The organism is Brumimicrobium sp., assembly GCF_048268645.1.
Classification (GTDB): Bacteria; Bacteroidota; Bacteroidia; order Flavobacteriales_D; family Crocinitomicaceae; genus Brumimicrobium; species Brumimicrobium ulvae.
In genome coordinates this window covers 265,543-287,637 of the sequence record NZ_JBLWVE010000001.1, presented here as the reverse complement: position 1 = coordinate 287,637, position 22,095 = coordinate 265,543, and the positions used below count along the sequence as shown (strand labels likewise).

At 37.4% G+C, this 22,095-nt stretch carries 15 protein-coding genes; 6 read left to right on the top strand and 9 right to left on the bottom strand.

The genetic code is table 11. The features are described 5' to 3' along the window. Nucleotides 1-14: 14 nt before the first annotated feature. The 5 genes from sprA (at nt 15) to ACN0U3_RS01210 (ending at nt 12,538) form a co-directional block, all read left to right on the top strand. A complete protein-coding gene (gene sprA / locus ACN0U3_RS01230; protein WP_417264828.1) occupies nt 15-7,493 on the top strand; it encodes a cell surface protein SprA in 7,479 nt (2,492 codons plus the stop codon). Nucleotides 7,494-7,503: 10 nt separating this feature from the next. After that, nucleotides 7,504-7,956 (top strand): GNAT family N-acetyltransferase, encoded by a 453-nt coding sequence (locus tag ACN0U3_RS01225; RefSeq protein WP_299202706.1) that lies wholly within the window; start codon nt 7,504-7,506, stop codon nt 7,954-7,956. Nucleotides 7,957-8,297: 341 nt separating this feature from the next. Further along, nucleotides 8,298-10,094 (top strand): translation elongation factor 4, encoded by a 1,797-nt coding sequence (gene lepA / locus ACN0U3_RS01220; RefSeq protein ID WP_299202709.1) that lies wholly within the window; start codon nt 8,298-8,300, stop codon nt 10,092-10,094. A gap of 22 nt (nt 10,095-10,116) precedes the next feature. After that, nucleotides 10,117-10,767: a LysE family translocator gene (locus tag ACN0U3_RS01215; protein ID WP_417264827.1), complete on the top strand. Its 651-nt coding sequence runs from the start codon at nt 10,117-10,119 to the stop codon at nt 10,765-10,767. A 52-nt stretch (nt 10,768-10,819) separates the two neighbouring features. Continuing rightward, complete coding sequence (locus tag ACN0U3_RS01210; RefSeq protein WP_417264826.1) at nt 10,820-12,538, top strand: toxin-antitoxin system YwqK family antitoxin; 1,719 nt, start codon at nt 10,820-10,822, stop codon at nt 12,536-12,538. Nucleotides 12,539-12,600: 62 nt separating this feature from the next. On the opposite strand, the gene ACN0U3_RS01205 is transcribed toward ACN0U3_RS01210, so the two are convergent. The 5 genes from ACN0U3_RS01205 to ACN0U3_RS01185 all read right to left on the bottom strand — a co-directional run bounded on the left by ACN0U3_RS01205 (nt 12,601) and on the right by ACN0U3_RS01185 (nt 17,466). Next, entirely contained in the window at nt 12,601-13,617 is a 1,017-nt protein-coding gene (locus ACN0U3_RS01205) for a hypothetical protein (protein WP_417264825.1), read from the bottom strand. Nucleotides 13,618-13,670: 53 nt separating this feature from the next. Further along, nucleotides 13,671-15,017, bottom strand: a complete 1,347-nt coding sequence (gene mgtE / locus ACN0U3_RS01200) for a magnesium transporter (protein WP_417264824.1) — start codon at nt 15,015-15,017, stop codon at nt 13,671-13,673. Nucleotides 15,018-15,470: 453 nt separating this feature from the next. Then, complete coding sequence (rsmA, locus tag ACN0U3_RS01195) at nt 15,471-16,262, bottom strand: 16S rRNA (adenine(1518)-N(6)/adenine(1519)-N(6))-dimethyltransferase RsmA (protein ID WP_299202723.1); 792 nt, start codon at nt 16,260-16,262, stop codon at nt 15,471-15,473. Then, entirely contained in the window at nt 16,263-16,574 is a 312-nt protein-coding gene (locus tag ACN0U3_RS01190; RefSeq protein WP_299202726.1) for a DUF4286 family protein, read from the bottom strand. 109 nt (nt 16,575-16,683) lie between these two features. Further along, on the bottom strand, nt 16,684-17,466 hold the full coding sequence (locus ACN0U3_RS01185) for a DUF3108 domain-containing protein (protein ID WP_299202729.1): 783 nt from the start codon (nt 17,464-17,466) through the stop codon (nt 16,684-16,686). A 198-nt stretch (nt 17,467-17,664) separates the two neighbouring features. Here ACN0U3_RS01185 and cls point away from each other — a divergent pair, with 198 nt between their 5' ends. After that, nucleotides 17,665-19,122, top strand: coding sequence for a cardiolipin synthase (gene cls, locus ACN0U3_RS01180; protein ID WP_417264823.1), 1,458 nt, complete (start codon nt 17,665-17,667; stop codon nt 19,120-19,122). A gap of 12 nt (nt 19,123-19,134) precedes the next feature. Here the strand turns inward: cls and ACN0U3_RS01175 are convergent, their stop codons facing one another. From ACN0U3_RS01175 to idi, 4 genes are read right to left on the bottom strand one after another with little or no spacing between them, the layout of a single operon-like run. Continuing rightward, nucleotides 19,135-20,424: a cryptochrome/photolyase family protein gene (locus ACN0U3_RS01175; protein WP_417264822.1), complete on the bottom strand. Its 1,290-nt coding sequence runs from the start codon at nt 20,422-20,424 to the stop codon at nt 19,135-19,137. A 14-nt stretch (nt 20,425-20,438) separates the two neighbouring features. Beyond that, on the bottom strand, nt 20,439-21,077 hold the full coding sequence (locus ACN0U3_RS01170; RefSeq protein ID WP_417264821.1) for a flavin reductase family protein: 639 nt from the start codon (nt 21,075-21,077) through the stop codon (nt 20,439-20,441). Nucleotides 21,078-21,133: 56 nt separating this feature from the next. Continuing rightward, on the bottom strand, nt 21,134-21,538 hold the full coding sequence (locus ACN0U3_RS01165; RefSeq protein ID WP_417264820.1) for a 6-pyruvoyl trahydropterin synthase family protein: 405 nt from the start codon (nt 21,536-21,538) through the stop codon (nt 21,134-21,136). 2 nt (nt 21,539-21,540) lie between these two features. Next, nucleotides 21,541-22,065 carry an isopentenyl-diphosphate Delta-isomerase gene (idi, locus tag ACN0U3_RS01160; protein ID WP_417264819.1) on the bottom strand — a complete coding sequence of 175 codons (525 nt, stop codon included), beginning with the start codon at nt 22,063-22,065 and terminating at the stop codon, nt 21,541-21,543. Nucleotides 22,066-22,095 lie beyond the last annotated feature (30 nt).

Here is a 22,095-nt window from a genome sequence, read left to right as displayed (position 1 = left end):
TGGAAAAATCAACAGTGAATACATTAACACTAAATACAATATGGAAGTGGGCTTTTTTAGCCTCTGTTTTTTGGGCTATGGCGCTTCCTGCTTTCGCTCAGAAGAATACGGATACAACGAAACTGCACTATCCAATTAACAACCCCTATGATCCGACAGGGAACAACAAACAAAGTTTTGACCTTGGAGACCCTTCCAGTGTTCAAAAAACGATTGTTTATGATCCGAAAACAGGAAAGTATGTTTTTAAAGAGGTAATCGGCGATATGGATTACAGAAGAGGTTCGATGATGACCTTGGATGAATACATTGAATATGAGCGCCAACAAAACATGCAAAACTATTGGAAAGAGAAAATAGATGCCCAAACAGCAGAAGAGCAAGGCCTAATTCCACCACTTAAAATTGACAGTCCATTGTTTGCAAATATTTTCGGGTCAGATGAAATCCAGATTCGTCCTGAAGGTAGTGTAGAATTGTCTTTGGGTGTTAATTCAGCAAGATACGACAACCCAAGTATTCCTGAGAAAGACCGACGCATTACTCGATTTGACTTTCAACAACAAATTCAATTGAATCTTGTGGGTCAGATTGGAGACAAACTAAAGTTAGGAGCTTCATACAACACCGAAGCGGCCTTTAGTTTTGACAACGTTACAAAGCTAGAATGGACAGGAAACGAAGATCAAATTTTACAGAAGATTGAAGCGGGTAACGTTTCCATGCCATTGGAAACTTCATTAATCGAAGGTTCACAAACCTTATTTGGGGTAAAAACTAAAATGAAGTTTGGACGATTAACCATCGACGCTATTGCTTCTACTTCACAAGGACAAAAACAAGAGATCAATATTAAAGGCGGTGCTCAAGTGAAGGATTTTAAACTAAAAGCCGACGAATACGAAGCCAACCGTCACTATTTCTTGAACTACTACCACCGTGAGCATTACGATGAAGCAATGAAAACTGTACCTGTGGTTAGTTCATTGGTGAACATTACACGAATAGAAGTTTGGGTGACCAATCAAACCAACAAAGTTGAAGACACAAGAAATATTTTAGCTTTTACAGATTTAGGAGAAGCAAAACCAAGCAACTGGTCGGGAGACCCTGGAAGTGCTTCGAGTAACGAATTGCCAAACAATACCTCAAACGGGCTATACAACTACATTAAAAATAATCCGACAATTCGTGGATTTAATAATGCAGTCGTCGCTTTAGAATCTGAATTGACCTCTCCTGGTCCGTTCCAACAAGCAAGAGATTACGAAAAGGTTGAAAATGCAAGAAAACTAACCGAACAAGAATTTTCATACAACGCGCAACTCGGATTTATCTCAGTTAATTTACCATTAAATAATGATGAGGTTCTTGCTGTGGCTTATGAATATACATACGCTGGTAGAACCTATCAAGTTGGAGAGTTTTCTACAGATGGAATCGTTGGAACAGATGCCTTATTCCTAAAGTTATTGAAACCTACCATCACGAATCCTAAGAATAAATTGTGGGATTTGATGATGAAAAACGTTTATTCGATTGGTGCATACCAAGTGAGTCAAGAAGGATTTAGGTTAGACATCCTTTACAATAACCCAGATAACAGTTTGCTGGTAAATTTCCTTCCTTATCCAGGATTAGACGATCGTCAAGTAATTGATGTTATTGGAATGGACAGAATGAACCAAAATAACCGTGCTCAAAAAGATGGAGTGTTTGACTTTATGCCCATTACCTTCGAAGGAAACAGAGCCACAAACGGAGGAACAATAAACACCCGAAATGGACGAATTTATTTCAGTACCATTGAGCCTTTTGGTGCAACGGTAGAAAATGAAATGAATGATGCAGGTTTGTATCAAATTGCAGGTAACGTAGCTTTTAAAGAGCTTTATGATTCTACAAAAATTGCTGCTCAGCAACTCCCACAGAAAAACAGGTTCTATTTTGTGGGTAAATATGAGTCTTCAGTAAGTGATGAAATTCCATTGAACGCACTCAACGTTCCTGAAGGATCTGTTGTGGTTACCGCAGGAGGAATTAGATTACAAGAAGGTTCAGATTTTACGGTGGATTATAACTTAGGACGTGTTAAAATCTTAAACAGTGCTGTTTTAGAATCTAACGCAGACATTAAAATTGCTATTGAAAGTAACTCCGTATTTGGTTTCCAAAACAAATCTTTGATCGGTACGCATTTGAACTACATGATTAACCCAGACTTTAATGTTGGTGCAACATGGATGAGAATGACAGAAAAACCAATTACCCAAAAGGTAGATATTGGTGATGAGCCATTCAAAAACAATATTGTGGGAGTAAACCTTTCTTATCGAACGGATATTCCTTTCTTAACTAAGTTGATCAACTTCATTCCAACCATCTCAACCAAACAAATGTCAACGCTTACCTTAAACGCAGAAGCAGCGCATTTGATTCCTGGTAGTCCACGTGCAATTTCAAAAGAAGGAATTTCTTATGTGGATGACTTTGAAGGAAGTCAATCAACCATAGACTTAAAGAACTTTACTTCATGGAAGCTGGCCTCAATTCCACAAGGGCAAACAGATCTTTTCCCCGAAGCTTCATTAAAAAACAACTTGGCAGCGGGCTTCAATCGTTCACATCTTTCTTGGTATGTGATTGATTATTCAACATTCCACACCAATTCTGGAACAACGCCTCAACATATTGCTGAAGACCCGTCGATTCAGGAGAACATGAACGTTGCGTATGTCAATAAATCACAATTATTCCCCAACAATGACCCTGCTTTAGGGGAGATAACAAACCTTCCTACCTTTGATATGACTTATTATCCGAAGGAGCGCGGGATGTATAATTATGATACAACCAATACGGTGAACGCAGAAGGAGAATTCATAAATCCACAAGACCGATGGGCTGGTGTGATGCGTTCTTTGACGACAACGAATTTTGAAGAAACCAATGTTGAGTACATTCAATTCTGGATGATGGACCCGTTCAATGCGGACCAAGAAGCACAAGACCCAAATACAAACCATACAGGAGGTGATCTTTATTTTAACTTAGGGAATTTATCAGAGGATATTCTTCCTGATTCAAGAAAAAGTTTTGAAAACGGACTGCCTAGAGAGTTTTCAAATACGCAAAACACAGATGTTACAAACTGGGCTAGAGTTTCAACCGAGCAAGTTGTTGTGAATGCATTTGACAATGACCCTGAAACCCGCGCAGCACAAGATGTTGGTTTAGATGGATACAACGATGATAAAGAACGTGAAGCCTATGCTAATTATGTGAGCTGGGTACAAAACCACCCGACTTTATCGCAAGCAGCAAAGGATGATTTGCTTTCAGATGTTTCAAGAGATAATTATACTTATTACCGTGACGACCGTTATGACCAGCAACAGTTAGGAATTGCACGTCGTTACAAATATTGGAACGGACACGAAGGAAACTCTCCAACACCTGAAATGTCTGCAAGTATTAATGCTGCAGGTTACAATACGCAAGCAACGAATTCTCCTGATATGGAAGACGTGAACCGTGACAATAACTTGAGTGAAACAGAGAGTTACTATCAATATAAAGTTTCGCTTCGTCAAAGTGATTTAGTAGTAGGTAAGAACTATATCATCAACACCAGAGAATATTCTGTAGGGAGTAAAAATTACAAATGGTACCAATTCCGAGTGCCGATCAGGAGTCCTGAAAAAGCAGTAAATGGAATTTCAGATTTCCGTTCTATTCGATTCATGAGAATGTTCTTGCGTTCTTTTGAAGAAACAACCACTTTGCGTTTTGCCAAGTTAGAGCTTGTACGAAGTGAATGGAGAAAGTTCAGAGAAAGTTTGGTTCAAGCTTCCGATGGAGTGCAAACAGACCCTGATTTAACGAGCTTTGATATTGGTGCTGTAAACGTTGAAGAACACGATCAAAGAGATCCAATTCCTTATGTTATTCCACCGGGAATTTTGCGTGAAGTTGACCCTTCTCAGCAATTCCAACGTCAATTGAATGAGCAATCAATGACCATTGAGGTTTGTGATTTGAAAGATGGTGATGCCAGGGCCGCGACCAAAAACGTGGGTATGGACATGATCATGTATAAGAATCTGGAACTCTTCCTGCACGCAGAGGAAATGGAGCCCACAAAGCCCCTCGCAGATAATGATGTCACCGTCTTTGTTCGATTAGGAACAGACTTTAGGGAAAACTATTATGAATATGAAGTCCCTATGAAAGTTACCTCGTGGGGAGCCACTTCAGATACTGAAATATGGCCGGAAGAAAACAACCTAAGAATTGTTTTTGATGAGTTAATTGCCCTGAAAAAAGAAAGGAATAATGCCCTTGAACAACCCGGTTCTGGCGCGGCGTATAACGTTGAATATGCCCGACCAACGAATCATCAACCAGGAAGCTCAGACGTCAGTAATGTGAGTCACCCGAAGAGGATGATGAAGGTGAAAGGGAATCCTAACTTGACGGATGTTAAAACCATTATGATTGGGGTGAGAAATCCTGCTCAAAATGCAGACAATCCATGGAAGCCAGATGATGGATTATCGAAATGTGTACAAGTATGGGTGAACGAGTTGAGGCTGACAGAATTCCAAAATGAAGGAGGTTCAGCTGCATTGGCACAGGCTCAATTGAAAATTGCTGACTTTGCGAATATTCAGGTGGCAGGTGCATACAGTGGATTGAACTGGGGAAGTGTTGATAGCCGAGTTTCTGATCGTCAACGCGATACCCGATTGAACTTAGATGTTTCTGCAAATGTTCAAGCAGGACAATTGCTTGGAGAAAAAGCAAAAATTGATATTCCATTCCTATATACTTATTCTGTAGGAACCATTAATCCACGATTTGACCCTTATAATCCTGACGTTGAGTTGTCATCTTACGATGCCGATGAGCGAAGAAAGAGGATGAAAGAAGGGCAGGAATTCAACGAACGTAAATCGTTTAACTTTACCAACGTTCGACGCCAAAGAAAACCAGGGTCAGATGCTAAAATATGGGACATCAGTAACTTTTCATTGAACTTTGCTTACAGTGAAGACCTCTACCGTGATTTTAGAACCAATTATGACCGTACAAAAATATGGAAAGGTGGTGTGAATTATGTTTACAATGGTTCGCCGACCTTGTGGGAACCCTTTAAGAATGTCGCCTTTATGCGTAAATCTAAATGGTGGGATTTGGTGCGTTCATCTAACCTTTATTTAGGACCTAAAAACATTAGTGTAAGAAATAATGTGATTAGAAATTACAATGAACGCCAAATCAAAAACAACATTCCGAATACGAGTTTTGAGTTCCAACCGATTTATTTGAAGAATTTTGTTTGGAACAGAACATTCAACTTTAAATACGATTTAACACGTAATCTAAAATTTGATTTCGGTGCCAATAACAGTTCTATTATTGATGAACCAGAAGGGCAGGTAGACAGAAATGAAAGTCCAGATTTATACCGAGAATTCCAAGACTCTGTAAGGTCTCAATTGCGTACTTTAGGTAAAACAATGCGTTATGACCATACGTACAACATTTCTTATAATCTTCCATTCAATAAAATTCCTGCTTTGGACTTTATTAACTCGAATATTCGTTATTCAGGTTCTTATGAATGGACACGTCCGAATCTGGGCCAAGAAGCATTTGGAAACACGATTCAAAACAGTAGAACAATTAACGCTACTGGACAATTGAATATGGCTACCTTATACAAGAAATCAGATTTCCTAAAGAAAGTGATAGAAGACGGAAGAGGTGGAAGAGCAACGATGCGCCGTTCAATTGGTGGAAATAGAGGTGGAGGAAGTCGAGGTGGATCCAATTCCAAGAACAACAGTAAACTCGCACAGAAAGTCAAAGAGTTAGAACAAAAGAAACAACAACTTGATAAGGTAAACATCAATAACTTAAGTCCAGAAGAACTCGCAGAACACCAAAAAGAATTGAATAAGGTAGAGCGTAAGCTAGAGAAGAAGGAGCCACGATTAGAAAATCAAAACGAAAGAATTGCGAAGCAAGAGGAACGCGAGGAAAAGAACCAAGAAAAATTTGGTAAACCCTTCCATCCTGTTACCGGATTCTTTGCGAGGGCTTTAATGAGTGTAAGAACCGTTTCTGGTACATACAGTCAAAACGATGGAATGTTATTGCCAGGATTCACAGAAGAAGCGCACTTGTTTGGAATGAATGGAACTTCATTTGGAAACAGCAAAGTCCGAGGTTTTGCAGTGGGTCAGCAACAAAGAGATGTGTTTGGACGCGACAATGGATTTGAATACGCACCATATTTAGGGGATAGAGGTTTTGTAGTAGATACGAGTGGGTTAAACACTCAGCACACGATCATGCATGCCCAAAACTATAACCTGAGGGCGAGTTTAGAACCCATCAAAGATTTGAAAATTGACTTAACAATGAATAGAAACTTTACAGAAAGTTCATCTGAGTTCTATCGTTTTTCAGACAGTTTACAGGCCTTCGAAAGTCAAAGCAGGTTTAAAAGTACAACAGTGACGTATTCCACGATATCTATTCGTTCAGCATTTGAAAGCATGGATAAAGATTATCGATCACCATCCTTCAACACACTGAGGGATAAACGAAGTGAGATTTCTACCTTCTTAGGTCAAGGAAATCCTTACAGTACTTCTGATAGTGCAGGGTATTACGATGGATATGGTCCAAGTCATCAAGATGTAATTATTGGTGCGTTTTTAACCACTTATTCAGGAAAAAGCGTCAATAATAAATCGATTTCTCCAATACGCAGTATTCCTTTGCCCAACTGGCAGATTTCTTATAATGGATTAACCAAGTTTGATTTCTTTAAGAAATTCGTACAGAACTTTACTTTGCGTCATGGTTATACCTCATCTGTTACTGTAGGCGGAATGCAAACGAACTTGAATTCACAACAAGATGCAGACGGTAATTTGACTGCACGAGACATCAACAACAATTTCATTGCGAATCAACAAGTACAAAACATTACCATTTCAGAACGTTTTTCTCCATTGATTGGATTTGATGCAACCTGGAAAGTAGGAGGTAATGGATTGTTGACGAAGTTTGAATTTAGCAAAGAACGTTCAGCATCACTTTCATTGGCCAACAACCAATTGACAGAGATGACAGGAACAGAAATCGTTATTGGAACAGGATATAAGTTTACGAAGTTTAGACTACCACTTTCATTCCAAGGTACCAAATTGAAACCATCAGATTTAAACATTAGAATTGATTTTTCTATACGTGATAACATGACGGTGATTCGTAAAGTTATAGAGAACACCACACAAGCTACGGCAGGTCAACGTGTATTCTCTATCCGTTCAAGTGCAGATTACCTCATTGGTAAAAATTTAACGATCTCACTTTACTACGATCAGCAATTGAATACCCCTGTAGTTGCTACTTCATATGTCACTGGAAATATTTCTTCAGGAATCAGGTTGAGATTTAACCTAGGAGGATTATAAAAAAGCTAGAATGGAATTAGCAAAGAACATCCGTAGAGCAAAGCGTGGGGATGAAACTCAAATTATGGGCTTAGTGCATGAACTTGCACTATATGAAAAAGCACCAGAAGAAGTTATTAATACTCCCGAACAATTGGCCATCGATTTATTTGATGATAAAATATGCGATTGTTTTGTTTATGAATTGGACGGTGCCATTCGAGGAATTGCCTTATACTATATTTCTTATTCAACGTGGAGGGGAAGATGTCTTTATTTAGAAGACTTATACATTCAACCCGCATATAGAAGAGGTGGAATTGGTCGAATTTTATTTCAAAAATTGATTGATGAAGCAAAAACATTAAAAGTTAAAAGAATGGATTGGCAGGTTTTGGATTGGAATGAACCCGCTATAAAGTTCTATGAGTCAATAGGAGCAACCCTTGACCCGGAATGGATTAACGGTCGATTATTCTTTTAAAAGGCTATATTTTTGTGTGAGATTAAAAAAATTAACATTTTTTTAATAATAAATACCTAGGTAAGCTTTGTAAAACATAAAAATTACTTATCTTTGCAGTGTTAGGTTTCATAAGTAGTAGTGTTTGATTGGAGATAGAGGCGCCCGCTTTTATCTCCAATTATTTTTTAGCCCCATTTGTACCTTTCAATCCTTTTCAAATTTGTATATTTTCCGTGTAATTTGATTTTTATCGCTATTCATTTGTCATTCTTACAATGAAATAAATTGAAAGCTGACGAAAATCCATTAAATTCGCACATTACTCAATAAGATTAAACAAGAGTCACAAAAAGACATCAATGAAGAATATTCGTAATTTCTGCATCATCGCACACATTGACCACGGTAAAAGTACCTTGGCAGATCGATTATTACAAGCAACTGGAACTATCTCAGACAGAGATATGCAAAACCAGGCCTTAGATGATATGGATCTAGAGCGAGAACGTGGAATAACCATTAAGAGCCACGCGGTTCAAATGGATTATGAAATAGATGGTGAAAAATACATCCTGAACTTAATCGACACACCGGGTCACGTTGACTTTTCATATGAAGTTTCTCGTTCTATTGCCGCTTGTGAAGGAGCTTTACTGATTGTAGACGCAGCACAAGGAATAGAAGCCCAGACCATTTCAAATTTATATTTAGCATTAGAGCACGACCTGGAGATCATTCCAATTCTAAATAAGATGGATTTACCTGGAGCAGAACCCGAAGAAGTAACTGACCAAATCGTTGATTTGATTGGTTGTGATCCTGCTGATGTGATTCCAGCCTCTGGGAAAACAGGAATGGGAATTGACAAAATATTAGAAGCGATTTTAACACGTGTACCAGCGCCAAAAGGAGATCCAGACGGACCTTTACAAGCAATGGTTTTCGATTCGGTGTTTAACTCATTTAGAGGAATTATTGCCTACTTCCGAGTTATGAATGGGTCGATTAAAAAAGGAGAAAAAATTCAATTTGTAAATACGGGTGCAACCTATCATGCCGATGAGATTGGGATTTTAAAAATGACTCCACAACCTAGAAATGAAGTAAAAACAGGAGATGTTGGATATATTATTTCAGGAATTAAGGCGGCTAAAGAAGTAAAAGTAGGGGAAACCATTACCTCCTTTGAAAATCCATGTTCTGAAGCAGTAAAAGGTTTCGAAGATGTTAAACCAATGGTATTTGCTGGAATCTATCCTGTGGATACTGATGACTACGAAGAATTGCGTCACTCAATGGAGAAACTTCAGTTGAATGACAGCTCTTTGGTTTTTGAACCTGAATCTTCAGCAGCATTAGGTTTTGGTTTCCGTTGTGGATTCTTAGGAATGTTGCACATGGAGATCATTCAAGAACGTTTAGAGCGTGAGTTCAACATGACTGTGATTACCACAGTTCCTAACGTGTCTTACTATTGTTATACGAAAAAAGAACCAGAAGTTAGGTTGACTGTAAACAACCCATCTGAATTGCCAGATCCTTCAATCATTGAAACGATTGAAGAACCGTTTATTAAAGCACAGGTAATTACAAAATCAGATTATGTGGGGCAAATCATGAACCTTTGTGTTGAAAAACGTGGAGAATTACAAAACCAAGTTTACTTAACACAAGACAGGGTAGAAATTACATTCAATATGCCAATGGCAGAGATCGTATTTGATTTCTATGACCGTTTAAAGTCAGTCTCAAAAGGATACGCATCTTTTGATTATCACCCCATTGGTTATCAAAAATCAGACTTGGTTAAGTTAGATGTGTTGTTGAACCACGAACAGGTTGATGCATTATCTGCATTAGTTCACAGAAGCAACGCTTTTAGTTTAGGGAAAAAGATTTGTATTAAATTAAAAGAATTGATTCCGCGTCAACAATTTGAGATTCCAGTTCAAGCAAGTATTGGGGCTAAAGTTATTGCTCGTGAAACCATTAAAGCTTTGCGTAAGGATGTTACCGCCAAATGTTATGGAGGAGATATTTCTAGAAAAAGAAAACTTTTAGAAAAACAAAAGGAAGGAAAGAAACGTATGCGTCAAGTGGGTAGAGTAGAAGTACCACAAGAAGCCTTTTTAGCTGTTTTAAAACTCAACGATTAATTAATAGGGAATAAGAATATACGTGTCTGAACTACTTCTTAAAGCAATTGTCACCGGTCTTATACTAAGCGTAATGCTTGGTCCAGCATTTTTTGTGCTTCTAGAAACAAGTATAAAAAAAGGAATTCGTGCTGCTTTGGCTTTTGATGCTGGAGTTTTAATCAGTGACATTATTTATATCGTTATTGCTTATGTTTTCATTCAACAGGTTGAGGAACTTTCTAGAGGAGGAGACAATGCATTAATCCGTGCAATAGGAGGAGCGCTATTCTTGGTCTATGGTTATGTCACCTTCTTTAAAAAAGTAGGCACAATAGAAATCAAGAAAACCAGGAAATTCAGTTCTGGCTCAAAAGATTATTGGATACTTTTCATTAAAGGTTTACTTTTGAATTTAGCGAACCCATTAGTTATTTTTTATTGGTTTTCTGTTATGGCATTAGGGCATTCTGGAACGGCCAATCCTTTGTCTGGATTCGAAATGTTTGTGTATCTTTTGGTTATTTTATTTACTTTTTTCACCATTGACGTTTTGAAAATTGTTGGAGCAAAACAACTCCGTCCTTTCATTACTGCTAAACTATTGCGTTCTCTCAACAGAATTACAGGCTCTATTCTTATGGGTTTTGGTGTGTTTTTAGTAATCAATAGTATCGTAATGTGGTTAAGATAAAATGTAACCAATCACGATTTGATGTTATAATAATATGAATATGTTCTGCAATATGTATAAATACATTCTTTTCTTTTTCTTTTTGACGCTCACCTTTTATGGTTTTGGGCAAGGCAAAAAAGACAAAAATTTATCGAAGAGACAAATCTTCTATTACGATCCCATCAATAAAACCAAAATTGAAAGTCAGGGATATTACTATGTTGATGAACTTGGAGAAACGACCGAGCGTCATGGAAAATGGACTTTTTTTAACGAAAGAGGAGAAATAGTAGAAGAAAGGCATTACAATAGAAATAAATTGGATGGAGAGGTCAAAGCCTATTATGGGAAAGACCGAGTAAAAACCATTGGATACTTTAGCGATGGCTTACAAGACAGTTTGTATGTTGAGTTTTTTGTGACTGGCGATACCAGCGAAGTGGGGTATTATCATTTAGGTGACCCAACCGGAAAATGGCGTTATTTTTACCGTGATGGGGCCCTAAAAATGGTGGAGGAAGTAATTGATAGTGTGTCTTATATTTGGGAATTCTATGCCGCAGATACATTGCATACACAAACGGTGAAAGATGGAAATGGTGAGATGGCAGATTATTATACCAACGGACGTTTAAAATCTTGGTACAATTACAAGGAAGGATTGCGTCATGGTAACTTCGAAGAAGCTTCTGTTCATGGTTATTATTTAATGAAGGGGTCTTTTGTTATGGATCAACCAGATGGAAAATGGGAATATTACTATTACACGGGAGACCTAGAAAAAATTACGCATTATAAAGACGGCAAACTTGATGGTGAATACATTTACTATTTCGATAACGGAGAAGTAAATGTAAAAGGTCGGTTTGAAGCTGGTCAAAAATCTGGAGAATGGACATGGTTTACCAATTCAGGAGTTGTTGACATGAAAGGAAATTTCAAAAACGACATGCAACATGGTGCTTGGATTTATAATTATCCATCAGGAAAACTTTCTTATCGAGCAAAATACAAAGAGGGAAAGAAGGATGGAAAATGGACTTATTACTATAAAAACGGGAAAAAATTTAAAGTAGGCCACTTTGAAAATGATTTAAAAAACGGAAACTGGACCACTTGGTATGAAAACGGGAACGTACTGATGGAGGGCGATTATAAAAATGACCTTGAAGAAGGAACATGGAAAAACTATTGGGAAAATGGTCAGCTGAAAAATCAATCGGATTTCAATAAAGGAAAACTGAACGGAGAATGGCTTTCTTTTTACTCTTCAGGTGTTCCTCTATCTAAGGGAAGTTATGATATGGGACAAAAGTCTGGAGAGTGGACAGAGTACTTTAAAAATGGTCGTCCTAGCGATTTAACCAGTTATAAAGTGGTAGAACAAAAGTCTAAAACAAAATATGGCCCTATGAAAGGCCGTATAAATCGCACATCAGTAAAGCACGGGAAATCGGTGACTTATTCGCAGAAAGATTTTTCTAAAACCCAAGAAGGAAAATACAAGAATGGGAAGAAGCATGGAACATGGACGACTTATCATAAAGGCGGACTTTTACCTGCGGTTATTGCCAATTATAAGAACGGTGAATTACATGGGAAAATGCAAACCTTTGAGTTCAGAGGGAATCAGATTATTTCTGAAGTAAGCTACAAGAATGGGTTAAAACATGGAAAAGCTAAAGTGTTTGATAAGACTGGAAAAGTTGTCAAAGAGATGAATTACAAAGATGGAATTCAAATCATTGAAGGAACCAAATCTGGATCTTCATTTACGCCAGGAAAATAACCATATAAAGCATAAAAGCACCCATTATCGCCATAAATTGAGATAATGAGTGCTCGATCAATTTAGAAATCGTTAAAGTTAAAATCTTCTGTTTTTATAACAGGCTGAGGTCCATTTTCACCAAAAAGACCGGCTTTCCCATCCTTACCTTTCTTTCCATCGGCTACGGCTTTTTGGCCAGATGCTGGTTTACCAGCTTTCCCAGGTTCTCCAGCTTTCCCAGCTATTCCTGCAGCACCACCATGATTTAAAATCTTTAAAGTCGGTAGGACATCAACAGCACTAGGGTGAACAATGACCTCTAGACTTCCGCCTTTTCCTCCATTTCCACCGTTTCCTCCATCTCCTCCATCTCCACCAACTCCTGGCTGAAGTGAACTATCTTCAGTTTCCTTTCCTTTTTTTCCACGACTTCCGTTTCCTCCGTCGCCACCACGACCTCCATTTCCACCAGTTGCCTGAATAACCATATTGTCTTTGTTGGTTGTTTGGTAATAATAAACAGTATCTGAGGTAGTTTGCTTTAATCGCACATAATACATGTCCTCATTTTTCCAAATGTGAACTTTTAACGAAGGTCCGTCTTTCCCATGTAAACCATTGTCCCCATCTCTACCATCCTTTCCATCACTTAACAGTGCAGGCCTAAGTCGAGACATACGGTCTCGTCCTTTGTCACCATCTTCACCTGAAATATTGATGTGTAACGGCCCTGAGAAATTAAGATTTAACTCATGTTGAAAGGTAACCACATCATCTTTTTTGCTTAAAATTGTACTAAAAGGTAACCGATCGATATCTTTTTTAAAGGGTTTTTTTTCGATATAGAGATAGTTGTTTTTCCGTTCATAACGAAGTCCATCCCCTATAATTTCAAGTTGGAAACTGTTTGAAATGTTGGTACGTTCACCAGATAGTTGTTCAGCATAAAAATCTACACGCACAGAATCTCCATAGTTTATGGCTTTGGTTTTGTCGTACTCAACTGCAATGTTTTGAATGTTTTCTAGTTGAATTTTGTTGGTTCCGCAAGAAACGGTGATTAACCCTAAAAATAGGTAAGTAAATTTTAGTTTCATAGTAAATGTTGTTTTTTGCCTTAACAGCAAATTCCAAACCAAAGATATGGAAGTTAAAGTCCAAAAACCAACATTCCTACAGCAAAGTAGATAAACAGGCCAACAACATCGTTTAGAGTGGTGATAAACGGTCCGGTTGCCACAGCTGGATCAACTTTATACCTGTGCAATGCAAGTGGAATTAAAGTGCCAAAGATTGCCGCAAATACAATTACAATAAATAAGGCAATACTCACAGAAATGCCTAGCCTAATGTCTTGAAGCAGCCATGTAATCAAAAAGATAAAAGTTCCGCAGATTAATCCGTTCAATAATCCCAAACCTGCTTCTCTTTTTACTCTTGCGAAAATACTGCTGAATTGATTGGTTCCATTTGCAATGGACTGTACAACAATAGCACTCGACTGTACTCCAACATTTCCCCCCATAGCGGCAACCAAAGGAATAAAGAAAGCCAAAGATGGAATTTTTCCGATTTGTGTTTCAAAGTTTCCGATTACTTGAGAGCCGAGCACTCCTCCCATAAGTCCAATCATTAACCAAGGTAAACGTGCACGAGACATTCGCCAAATACTGGCGTTGTATTCTACATTTTCAGAAATACCCGATGCCATTTGGAAGTCTTTGTCTGCTTCTTCTCGAATTACATCTACAATGTCATCAATGGTAATGCGACCCACCAATTTTTTTTGAAGATTCAAGACAGGAATAGAAACTAAGTCATATTTATCCATGATTCTAGCGACCTCCTCAGCTTCTTCGTTGGTGTAGACATAAACCATGTTTTTATCTTTGTAAACGTCTTTTACCAAACTTTTTGGACTGGCCACAAGCAACGCTCTTAGCGAGAGTGTTCCTACAAGGTTGTCATCATTGTCTACAACGTAAATCGTATGTACTTTATCAACCTCTTCAGCTTGTCTACGCAATTCAATCACACAACGGTTAATGGGCCATTCAAGTTTTGCGCGGATAAACTCCGTTTGCATCAATCCCCCGGCGGTGTCTTCATCGTAGTTCAACAAATCAACTAGCTCTGAAGCATTGCTGCTGTCCATTTTAGAAATCACCTCCAATTGTTTATCAATGGGCATTTCTCCAAGGATATCTACGGCGTCATCGGAATCTAAGTTTTCCAGTTGAGAGGCCAGTTGATCAAGATTGAAGGATTCAACAAAACGTTGACGAACATCGTCTTCTAGCTCCATTAAAACATCACCCTGAAGATCGTGGTTTAAATGGGCGTAGATAAATTTAGCTTCATCGTTGTCTAATTCATCAAGAATTTCTGCAATATCGGCAGGGTGTAATTGTATGACGTCCTCAATAAAAGCAGTGTTGTTTTCTGCAATTAAGTCTCTGATTTCGTCTAAATACTCCCTGGTTAATTCGTATTGCATGGTCAATGAATTTGTGCAAATTTACAAAAGAAATAGGGAAAAGTCGTATCCCTCATAAAATGGCTTTAGTTTGATGAAGAAAATTCTTGAAGAATGACATTCTGTTGGGGTGGACTTTGACTTACCCACATAATGTGTCTATGATTTTTCAAATTCAACATATTTCCACCATTATACCAGTATTATTTTAATAAGATTTCTCCATTTCTAAAACCTAAGATTTTAGAAATGGAGAAATGACAGTCGGTTGGTGTTGAGTTATTGAAAAAGGAAGAAAATCTTCGCTTTTCTTCCTTTTTCACCACGTCCTCGCTGACATATGTCATTTCGATGGCATTCTATTCCGAGCTCTCGGAATGGGATGACGAGAAATCTTCATTGACCAATTTAGAGTTGAATTCTTACGGTGTAATGAACTTATGATTTCTCAAATTCAAAAAAAACAGGTGTGAATTATACAATACTAGGGTCGGCTTTTTCAACGAGCTGAGTCAATTCAATAAAATCATCTACACTTAACGTTTCTGCCCTTTGCTTTAAAAACGGGTGTTCTGGTAATAACTGAACATCAAGAATAACCTTTAATCCATTTCTGATTGTTTTCCTGCGTTGATTAAATGTAGACTTTACAATTCGCTTGAATAATTCTTCGTTACATGGAAGTTGTTTTCTTTCGTTCCTTAAACAACGAATTACACCAGATTTTACTTTCGGCGGAGGGTTGAAAACATTTTCGCTAACAGTAAAACAGTATTCAATATCGTAATACGTTTGCATTAATACACTTAGAATACCGTATTTTTTTGATCCTGGTGCTTCGGCAACACGTTCAGCAACTTCCTTTTGAAACATCCCCATGATTTCAGGGATTTGATTTCTGTATTCTATACAATGAAATAAAATTTGAGAAGAAATGTTGTAAGGGAAGTTTCCCACAACAGCGAAAGGTTCACCCTTGAAGAACTGAGTTAAATCTGTCTTTAAAAAGTCTTCAGAATGAATCTTTCCGTTGAGAACAGGGTAAGCGTCTTGAAGATAGGCAACAGAATCTCTATCGATTTCCATGACCTGTAGGTCAATGTTTTCGATATCCAAAAAATACTGTGTGATGGCACCCATTCCAGGACCAATCTCCAATACATTGTTTGTACCGCCAAAGTTGGTGTATTGTTCAACGATCTTCCTGCAGGTATTTTGATCTGTCAAAAAGTGTTGACCGAGGTGCTTTTTAGGTTGTACACTCATTTATTTAAACTCTTGAACAACAGAGAGCAAGGTTCTAAAAGAAGCAAATTTCCCTTTGAACTTTTCAGTATGTTCCGATTGTAATTTTGGTGCGTGTTTTTCTTGATATATATCTAAGTCTTTTTCAGACAAAGCAGTATACATAACAGCGAAAGTAATACCACCTTCTTCTTCTCCGTGAACACGACAAATTTTACTGTCTCTAAAATGACCTGTGGCCATAATTTCAGGAATATGGGTTTCTTTCATCCACTCCAACCAACTGTTGGCTACAGCCTCATCAATACTAATTGTTACATTATAAACTACCATGGTGCAAATTTACGAAAGTGTATTCAATAGTTCAGCGTATTAGAAAGATAAAATAAAAAGAGGCCATCCTTTCGGACCGCCTCGATTGAACTAATATTACTTTTTGGATTTATTTTTTGGCTAAGTCACCCACCAAACCATCCCATTCTACAAGGTGCATTTTAATGCTACCTACTGGAATTTTAGCTTTAACTAAAACAGGAATTCTATTGGCATCATTGGTTACCCAGAATTCAACATCATCTTCTTTTTCAAAATAACGCCCTTCCTGAACGACAGGTTGGAATTTTAAACATTCAAAGGTTCCTTTTCGGATTTTGATGGTTTCTTTTCCAACATAACGAATTTTTAATGGCCAAACTTCTTCATCCATAAAACATTTGAATTCAGTAACATCACCGACTTTCATGCTTTTGAAATCCAATGTTCGTGCGTAATAGAAAGATGAAATCATATCTTGAACCGCTAAAGGAACTTTATATTCTTTCCCTTCCGCTACAACTTTTTGCTTGTCTTGTTTAAAAGTATATTCTTGATTTATGGTGTATCCACCTTCATTTACGTCTCTTACAAAGTGCCAAGGAAAAGCTCCTTGCTTATCAATGTATGATTCATAAACGTCTTCAACTTTATAAAACCAGTTAAAAGCACCTAAGGTTTTTCCTTCCCCTTTTACATGGTAAAGCGGTCTACCATTGGCTCCTTTTTTTGAAGTTTCTTTTACGGTTAAAACAGCTTCTCCAGCGTCCATTAATCCATAGCTAATACGATAACGTAAAGTTTCTCCACTGGTGAAACTTTTACTTTTTATTTGCGGATAAAATATTGTTGTTGAGCTAGTCATTCCAACCAGCAAAGCACCTATTGTTAATATTGAAATGATTGTTTTCATAGTCTTATTATTATGTTCGTTGATAAAAGTTACAAAAAACTTGCCATAACACCAATTGAATTTCTAAAGTGTAGATTTTCAATTGTATAAAAAGCGCTATTGGGCTGTGTCGTTAGAATTATTCCGAATAAATATTTCTTTTTTATTATCTTCATCGAGAAGAACGACAACTTGTTCTAAACTATAAACGCATTTTTTATGATCACATTGTGGGCTTTGCTTCAAATCATTTACATTCTTGTTGTAATTGTGGTTTGTTTGCGTATTATTTACGATACCGATAGTTTCTCAAAGTCTTTAGCTTATCTATTGTTGGTGGTGTTATTACCAATATTCGGAATGGTATTTTATTTGTCTTTTGGAATTAACTACCGTAAAAGAAAATTGTACAGCAAAAAATTAATCATTGATGATGAATTATCAAAAAGATTAAAAAAAGACATTCTTGGGCAATCTGAAACGGCACTCAACAATGCGAGAACTACGTTAAAAGAGTACAAAAAAATCATCAATATGATGACAACGGAAACCATCAATAGTATTTCTGACATCAATGAGGTTGAATTGCTATTGAACGGAGAAAACAAATTCCCAAAAGTGATAGAAACTTTAAAAAAAGCGAAGCACCATATTCATATTGAGTATTATATTTTTGAAAATGATACTATTGGAAACCAGATTGTTGATGTGCTAATCGAAAAAGCAAAAGAAGGTGTCGAAGTGCGTTTTATATACGATGATTTTGGGAGTCGATCGGTAAGGGGGAAAATGGTAAAAAGAATGCGAAAAGCAGGAATTCAAGCCTTTCCTTTTCATCGGGTAATCTTTATTTATTTAGCCAATCGTTTGAATTATAGAAACCATAGAAAAATTATTATTGTAGATGGAAGCGAAGCTTTTGTTGGTGGAATTAATGTAAGTGATAAGTACATTAACTATCCCGACCGAGAACAGATGTATTGGAGAGACACCCATTTGTATTTGAAAGGGCAGTCAGCATATATTTTACAACATACTTTTATGTGTGACTGGAACTTTTGTGCGAATGATCGAATGGGCCCCACGGTGGATTACTTCCCTCCACTTCCTGAAATGAATAGCAATAACAATAAGGTAGTGCAAATCGCAGCGAGCGGACCAGACTCAAGAGTACCAACGGTGCTTTACTCTTTGATTCAGGTGATCAATCAAGCCAAAGAGGAAGTGTTGATTACTACTCCTTATTTTATTCCAGGGGAAAGCATGATGGATGCCATCAGTGTTGCGGCACTTGGAGGTGTAAAGGTGAAATTGTTAGTGCCTGGAATCTCAGATTCGAAATTGGTGAATGCAGCTGCCCGTTCTTATTACAACGATTTACTTGAAGTGGGGGTTGAGATTTATGTTTATCAAAAAGGATTTGTTCATGCTAAAACTTTAGTGGTGGATAGAAAAATTGCGGTTGTTGGGACTGCAAATATGGATTACCGTAGTTTTGATTTGAATTTTGAAGTCAATGCGATTGTATATGACAAGGGAATTGCTTCAACTTTGGGCGATGCTTTTTATGAAGACATTCAGTTTGCAGATTATATTGAGCCGAAGGAATGGTTAGACAGAAACATGGGCATACAATTAATGGAAAAAGCAGCACGTTTAATGTCCCCGTTGTTGTAAGAGTTTATGCCATCAACTCAAGGCTGATTTGTAGGTTTCAATTGCACGTTTTCGGGCAGATTTGTGTTCTACGATTGGATTTGGATATGCCTTTGTACCGTATTCAGGAACCCATTTTTTGATGTATTTGAAATCTGGATCAAACTTTTCTTGTTGACTTGTTGGGTTAAATACCCTAAAGTAAGGTTGTGCATCTACTCCAGAGGAAGCCGCCCATTGCCAACCTCCAACATTACTGGCCATTTCATAGTCGAGTAGTTTTTCAGCAAAATATGCTTCGCCAAATCTCCAATCGGTCATTAGGTGTTTGGTTAAAAAGCTTGCGACAATCATTCGCACACGATTGTGCATGAATCCAGTTGCATTAAGTTCTCTCATTCCTGCGTCTACAATAGGATAACCTGTTTTGCCTTCGCACCAAGCTTTAAAATGATGCTCATTATTTTCCCATGGAATATTGTCGTATTGCGGTTTGAAAGAACGGTCTGCTGAAGCAGGAAAGTGATCTAAAATCATTTGGTAAAAATCCCTCCAGATTAATTCGTTGTAGTACTTTTCATTGCTTTTAGCTTGTTGAAATAAAGCACGAATAGAGATTGTTCCAAACCGTAAGTGAACACTCATTCGAGTAGTACCATTCACCGATGGAATATCTCTGGTTTGGTGATAATTTTCGATGATTTTTTGGTCGACCTCTGTACTTGGAAAAGCCTGAATTTGTTTGTCCTCGAAACCTATTTCTTTTAAACTCAACAAGGAAGAACTTTTATAGGAAGGCTTTAAATGACCTAAGTATTTTTCAACGGGATAAGCTTTTAAATGAAATGGTGTAAGTTCATTTTTCCATTGGCGCATGTATGGCGTATAGACACGATAAGGTGTACCATCGCCTTTAACTACTTCATTTCTTTCAAAAATGACATGGTCTTTTAAGCTGCGAAAAGAAATATCTTTCTTCTCTAGATATGTTTCAACAGCCTGATCTCTTGATTTGGCATAAGGTTCATAATCTCTATTGGTGTATACAGCTTCAATTGTATGTTCATCGGTTAGGGTTTTAAACACCTCCTCTGGTCGACCGTAAAACACTAAAAGGTCACTGCCATGTTGAATGTAGGTTTGTTTTAGTTTTTGAATGTGTTGGTGAATAAACAATACACGCTGATCGTTTGGTTTTAAATCTTCGAGTATGTTTTGGTCAAAAATAAATATAGGTTGAACATTTTTGTGCTTCCGCAAAGCAGCGAACAGCCCTGCGTTATCCTGCGTTCGTAAGTCTCTTCTGTGCCAAAATAATACCATATATCAAGGAAGGGTTAAGGTTGAATATCTGTTAACGGAAGATCCGGCTTTGCATAACTGTATCTACCGATTTCTTGAGTTGATAGGTAGCTATCTAAACCTGTACCACCAACAATTTTTTGGTCGTGAAGAGATAAAAACCCATCTGCTTGCAGAAAGTTTTCATCCAATTGAATAAGTTGAATTTTCCCAACAATCAAATGGGTATTGTTGTATGGAATAGGAATAATGTCAACACATTCCAAACCTATTTTTAATGGAGATTCCTGCACAAAAGGCGCATAGAATTCATCGATATAAATGCTTTTTAATGAAACCTCTTCAAATTCGCTTTCAGAACGGTCGTAGCGAGCAGCAGTTTGATGTGCTTGTTTATGAATGTCTTCGCTTACTGAATTGATGGTGAAGAAGGAGGTGTTTTGAATGTTTTCGAAAGTATGTCTTTCTACAGAAGCAGGACGTTGAATAAACCCCATGAGTGGAGGGTTTGCACCGAGGTGAACTACCGAATTAAATAGAGCCAGGTTGGTTTGGCCTTCAGCATTTTTTGTTCCGATGAGGTTTAACCCTTTAACTCCGCTTAAACAATTAATCAAATTGGTTCGGTAGCGTTTTTCCAGTTGTTCTATTTGTTCTAAAGTAATGGTCTTCATGTATTTCTTTTAAGCGAGAAGAACCTATATGCGCTCTAATCTTACTTCCTGTTGATTTATTTTCCGGAGTATTCTACCATGTTGTTCTGCGTTTCATAAAGTTTGATGGTTAACTCGTAATGTGCCAATCTTGGTTTTAGTTTTTCATAAATCACTTTGGCGATATTTTCTGCAGTAGGATTTAAGTTTTTGAACGCCGGCACATCTAAATTTAGATTTCTATGGTCAAACTCTTCTTCAATTTCCTCCTTAATGATTGCTTTTAGGTCTGACAAGTTAATCACAAATCCTGTTTCAGGATCTATATTTCCTTTTACCCATGTTTCTAAAACATAGTTGTGTCCGTGATAATTCACAGAGTTACATTTTCCAAAGACAGCTTTGTTTTTTTTATCTGTCCAGTTGGGATTATGTAAACGATGGGCTGCATTAAAGGTTGTTCTACGTCCTATTTTAATCATTTCTAAATCATTTCGTTTAAATATTCTTCTACGATCTTTTTGAACCAAACCGTATAGTTTTGTGGTTCTTTTTTGATTTCCTCCTTAAGATCTTCGATTCGAATATATCGATAATCTTCGACTTCTTTAGGATTTGGAACAGGTTCGCCATTAAATCTCCCCACAAAAACATGGTCTAATTCATTTTCGATCAATCCATTTTCAAATGATGTTTTGTAAATGAACTTTCCGATGAAATCAATCGCTGTGGTGAAGCCCATTTCTTCTTGCATTCTTCTTATGGCTGCATTTTTCGGAGACTCACCTAAACGAGGATGTGAGCAACATGCATTGGTCCACATTCCGCCACAATGGTATTTATCACTGGCCCTTTTGTGAATTAGCATTTCGTCGTTATCATTAAAAATAAGAACAGAAAACGCCCTGTGAAGTCGGCCTTCTTGGTGGGCTTTTAACTTCTCCATTGTACCCAAAACCTGGTCGTTTTCATCGACGAGAACTACATCACTTGTACCGGTTACTTCCATTTCACATTAAGTTAAAAATGATTGAGACAA

What these genes read in the sequence shown, in the direction of transcription:
- ACN0U3_RS01225 (WP_299202706.1), top strand. Translation starts at nt 7,504, where the DNA reads ATGGAATTAGCAAAGAACATCCGTAGAGCAAAGCGTGGGGATGAAACT.
- lepA (WP_299202709.1), top strand. Translation starts at nt 8,298, where the DNA reads ATGAAGAATATTCGTAATTTCTGCATCATCGCACACATTGACCACGGT.
- ACN0U3_RS01210 (WP_417264826.1), top strand. Translation starts at nt 10,820, where the DNA reads ATGTATAAATACATTCTTTTCTTTTTCTTTTTGACGCTCACCTTTTAT.
- ACN0U3_RS01205 (WP_417264825.1), bottom strand. Translation starts at nt 13,617, where the DNA reads ATGAAACTAAAATTTACTTACCTATTTTTAGGGTTAATCACCGTTTCT.
- mgtE (WP_417264824.1), bottom strand. Translation starts at nt 15,017, where the DNA reads ATGCAATACGAATTAACCAGGGAGTATTTAGACGAAATCAGAGACTTA.
- rsmA (WP_299202723.1), bottom strand. Translation starts at nt 16,262, where the DNA reads ATGAGTGTACAACCTAAAAAGCACCTCGGTCAACACTTTTTGACAGAT.
- ACN0U3_RS01190 (WP_299202726.1), bottom strand. Translation starts at nt 16,574, where the DNA reads ATGGTAGTTTATAATGTAACAATTAGTATTGATGAGGCTGTAGCCAAC.
- ACN0U3_RS01185 (WP_299202729.1), bottom strand. Translation starts at nt 17,466, where the DNA reads ATGAAAACAATCATTTCAATATTAACAATAGGTGCTTTGCTGGTTGGA.
- cls (WP_417264823.1), top strand. Translation starts at nt 17,665, where the DNA reads ATGATCACATTGTGGGCTTTGCTTCAAATCATTTACATTCTTGTTGTA.
- ACN0U3_RS01175 (WP_417264822.1), bottom strand. Translation starts at nt 20,424, where the DNA reads ATGGTATTATTTTGGCACAGAAGAGACTTACGAACGCAGGATAACGCA.
- ACN0U3_RS01170 (WP_417264821.1), bottom strand. Translation starts at nt 21,077, where the DNA reads ATGAAGACCATTACTTTAGAACAAATAGAACAACTGGAAAAACGCTAC.
- ACN0U3_RS01165 (WP_417264820.1), bottom strand. Translation starts at nt 21,538, where the DNA reads ATGATTAAAATAGGACGTAGAACAACCTTTAATGCAGCCCATCGTTTA.
- idi (WP_417264819.1), bottom strand. Translation starts at nt 22,065, where the DNA reads ATGGAAGTAACCGGTACAAGTGATGTAGTTCTCGTCGATGAAAACGAC.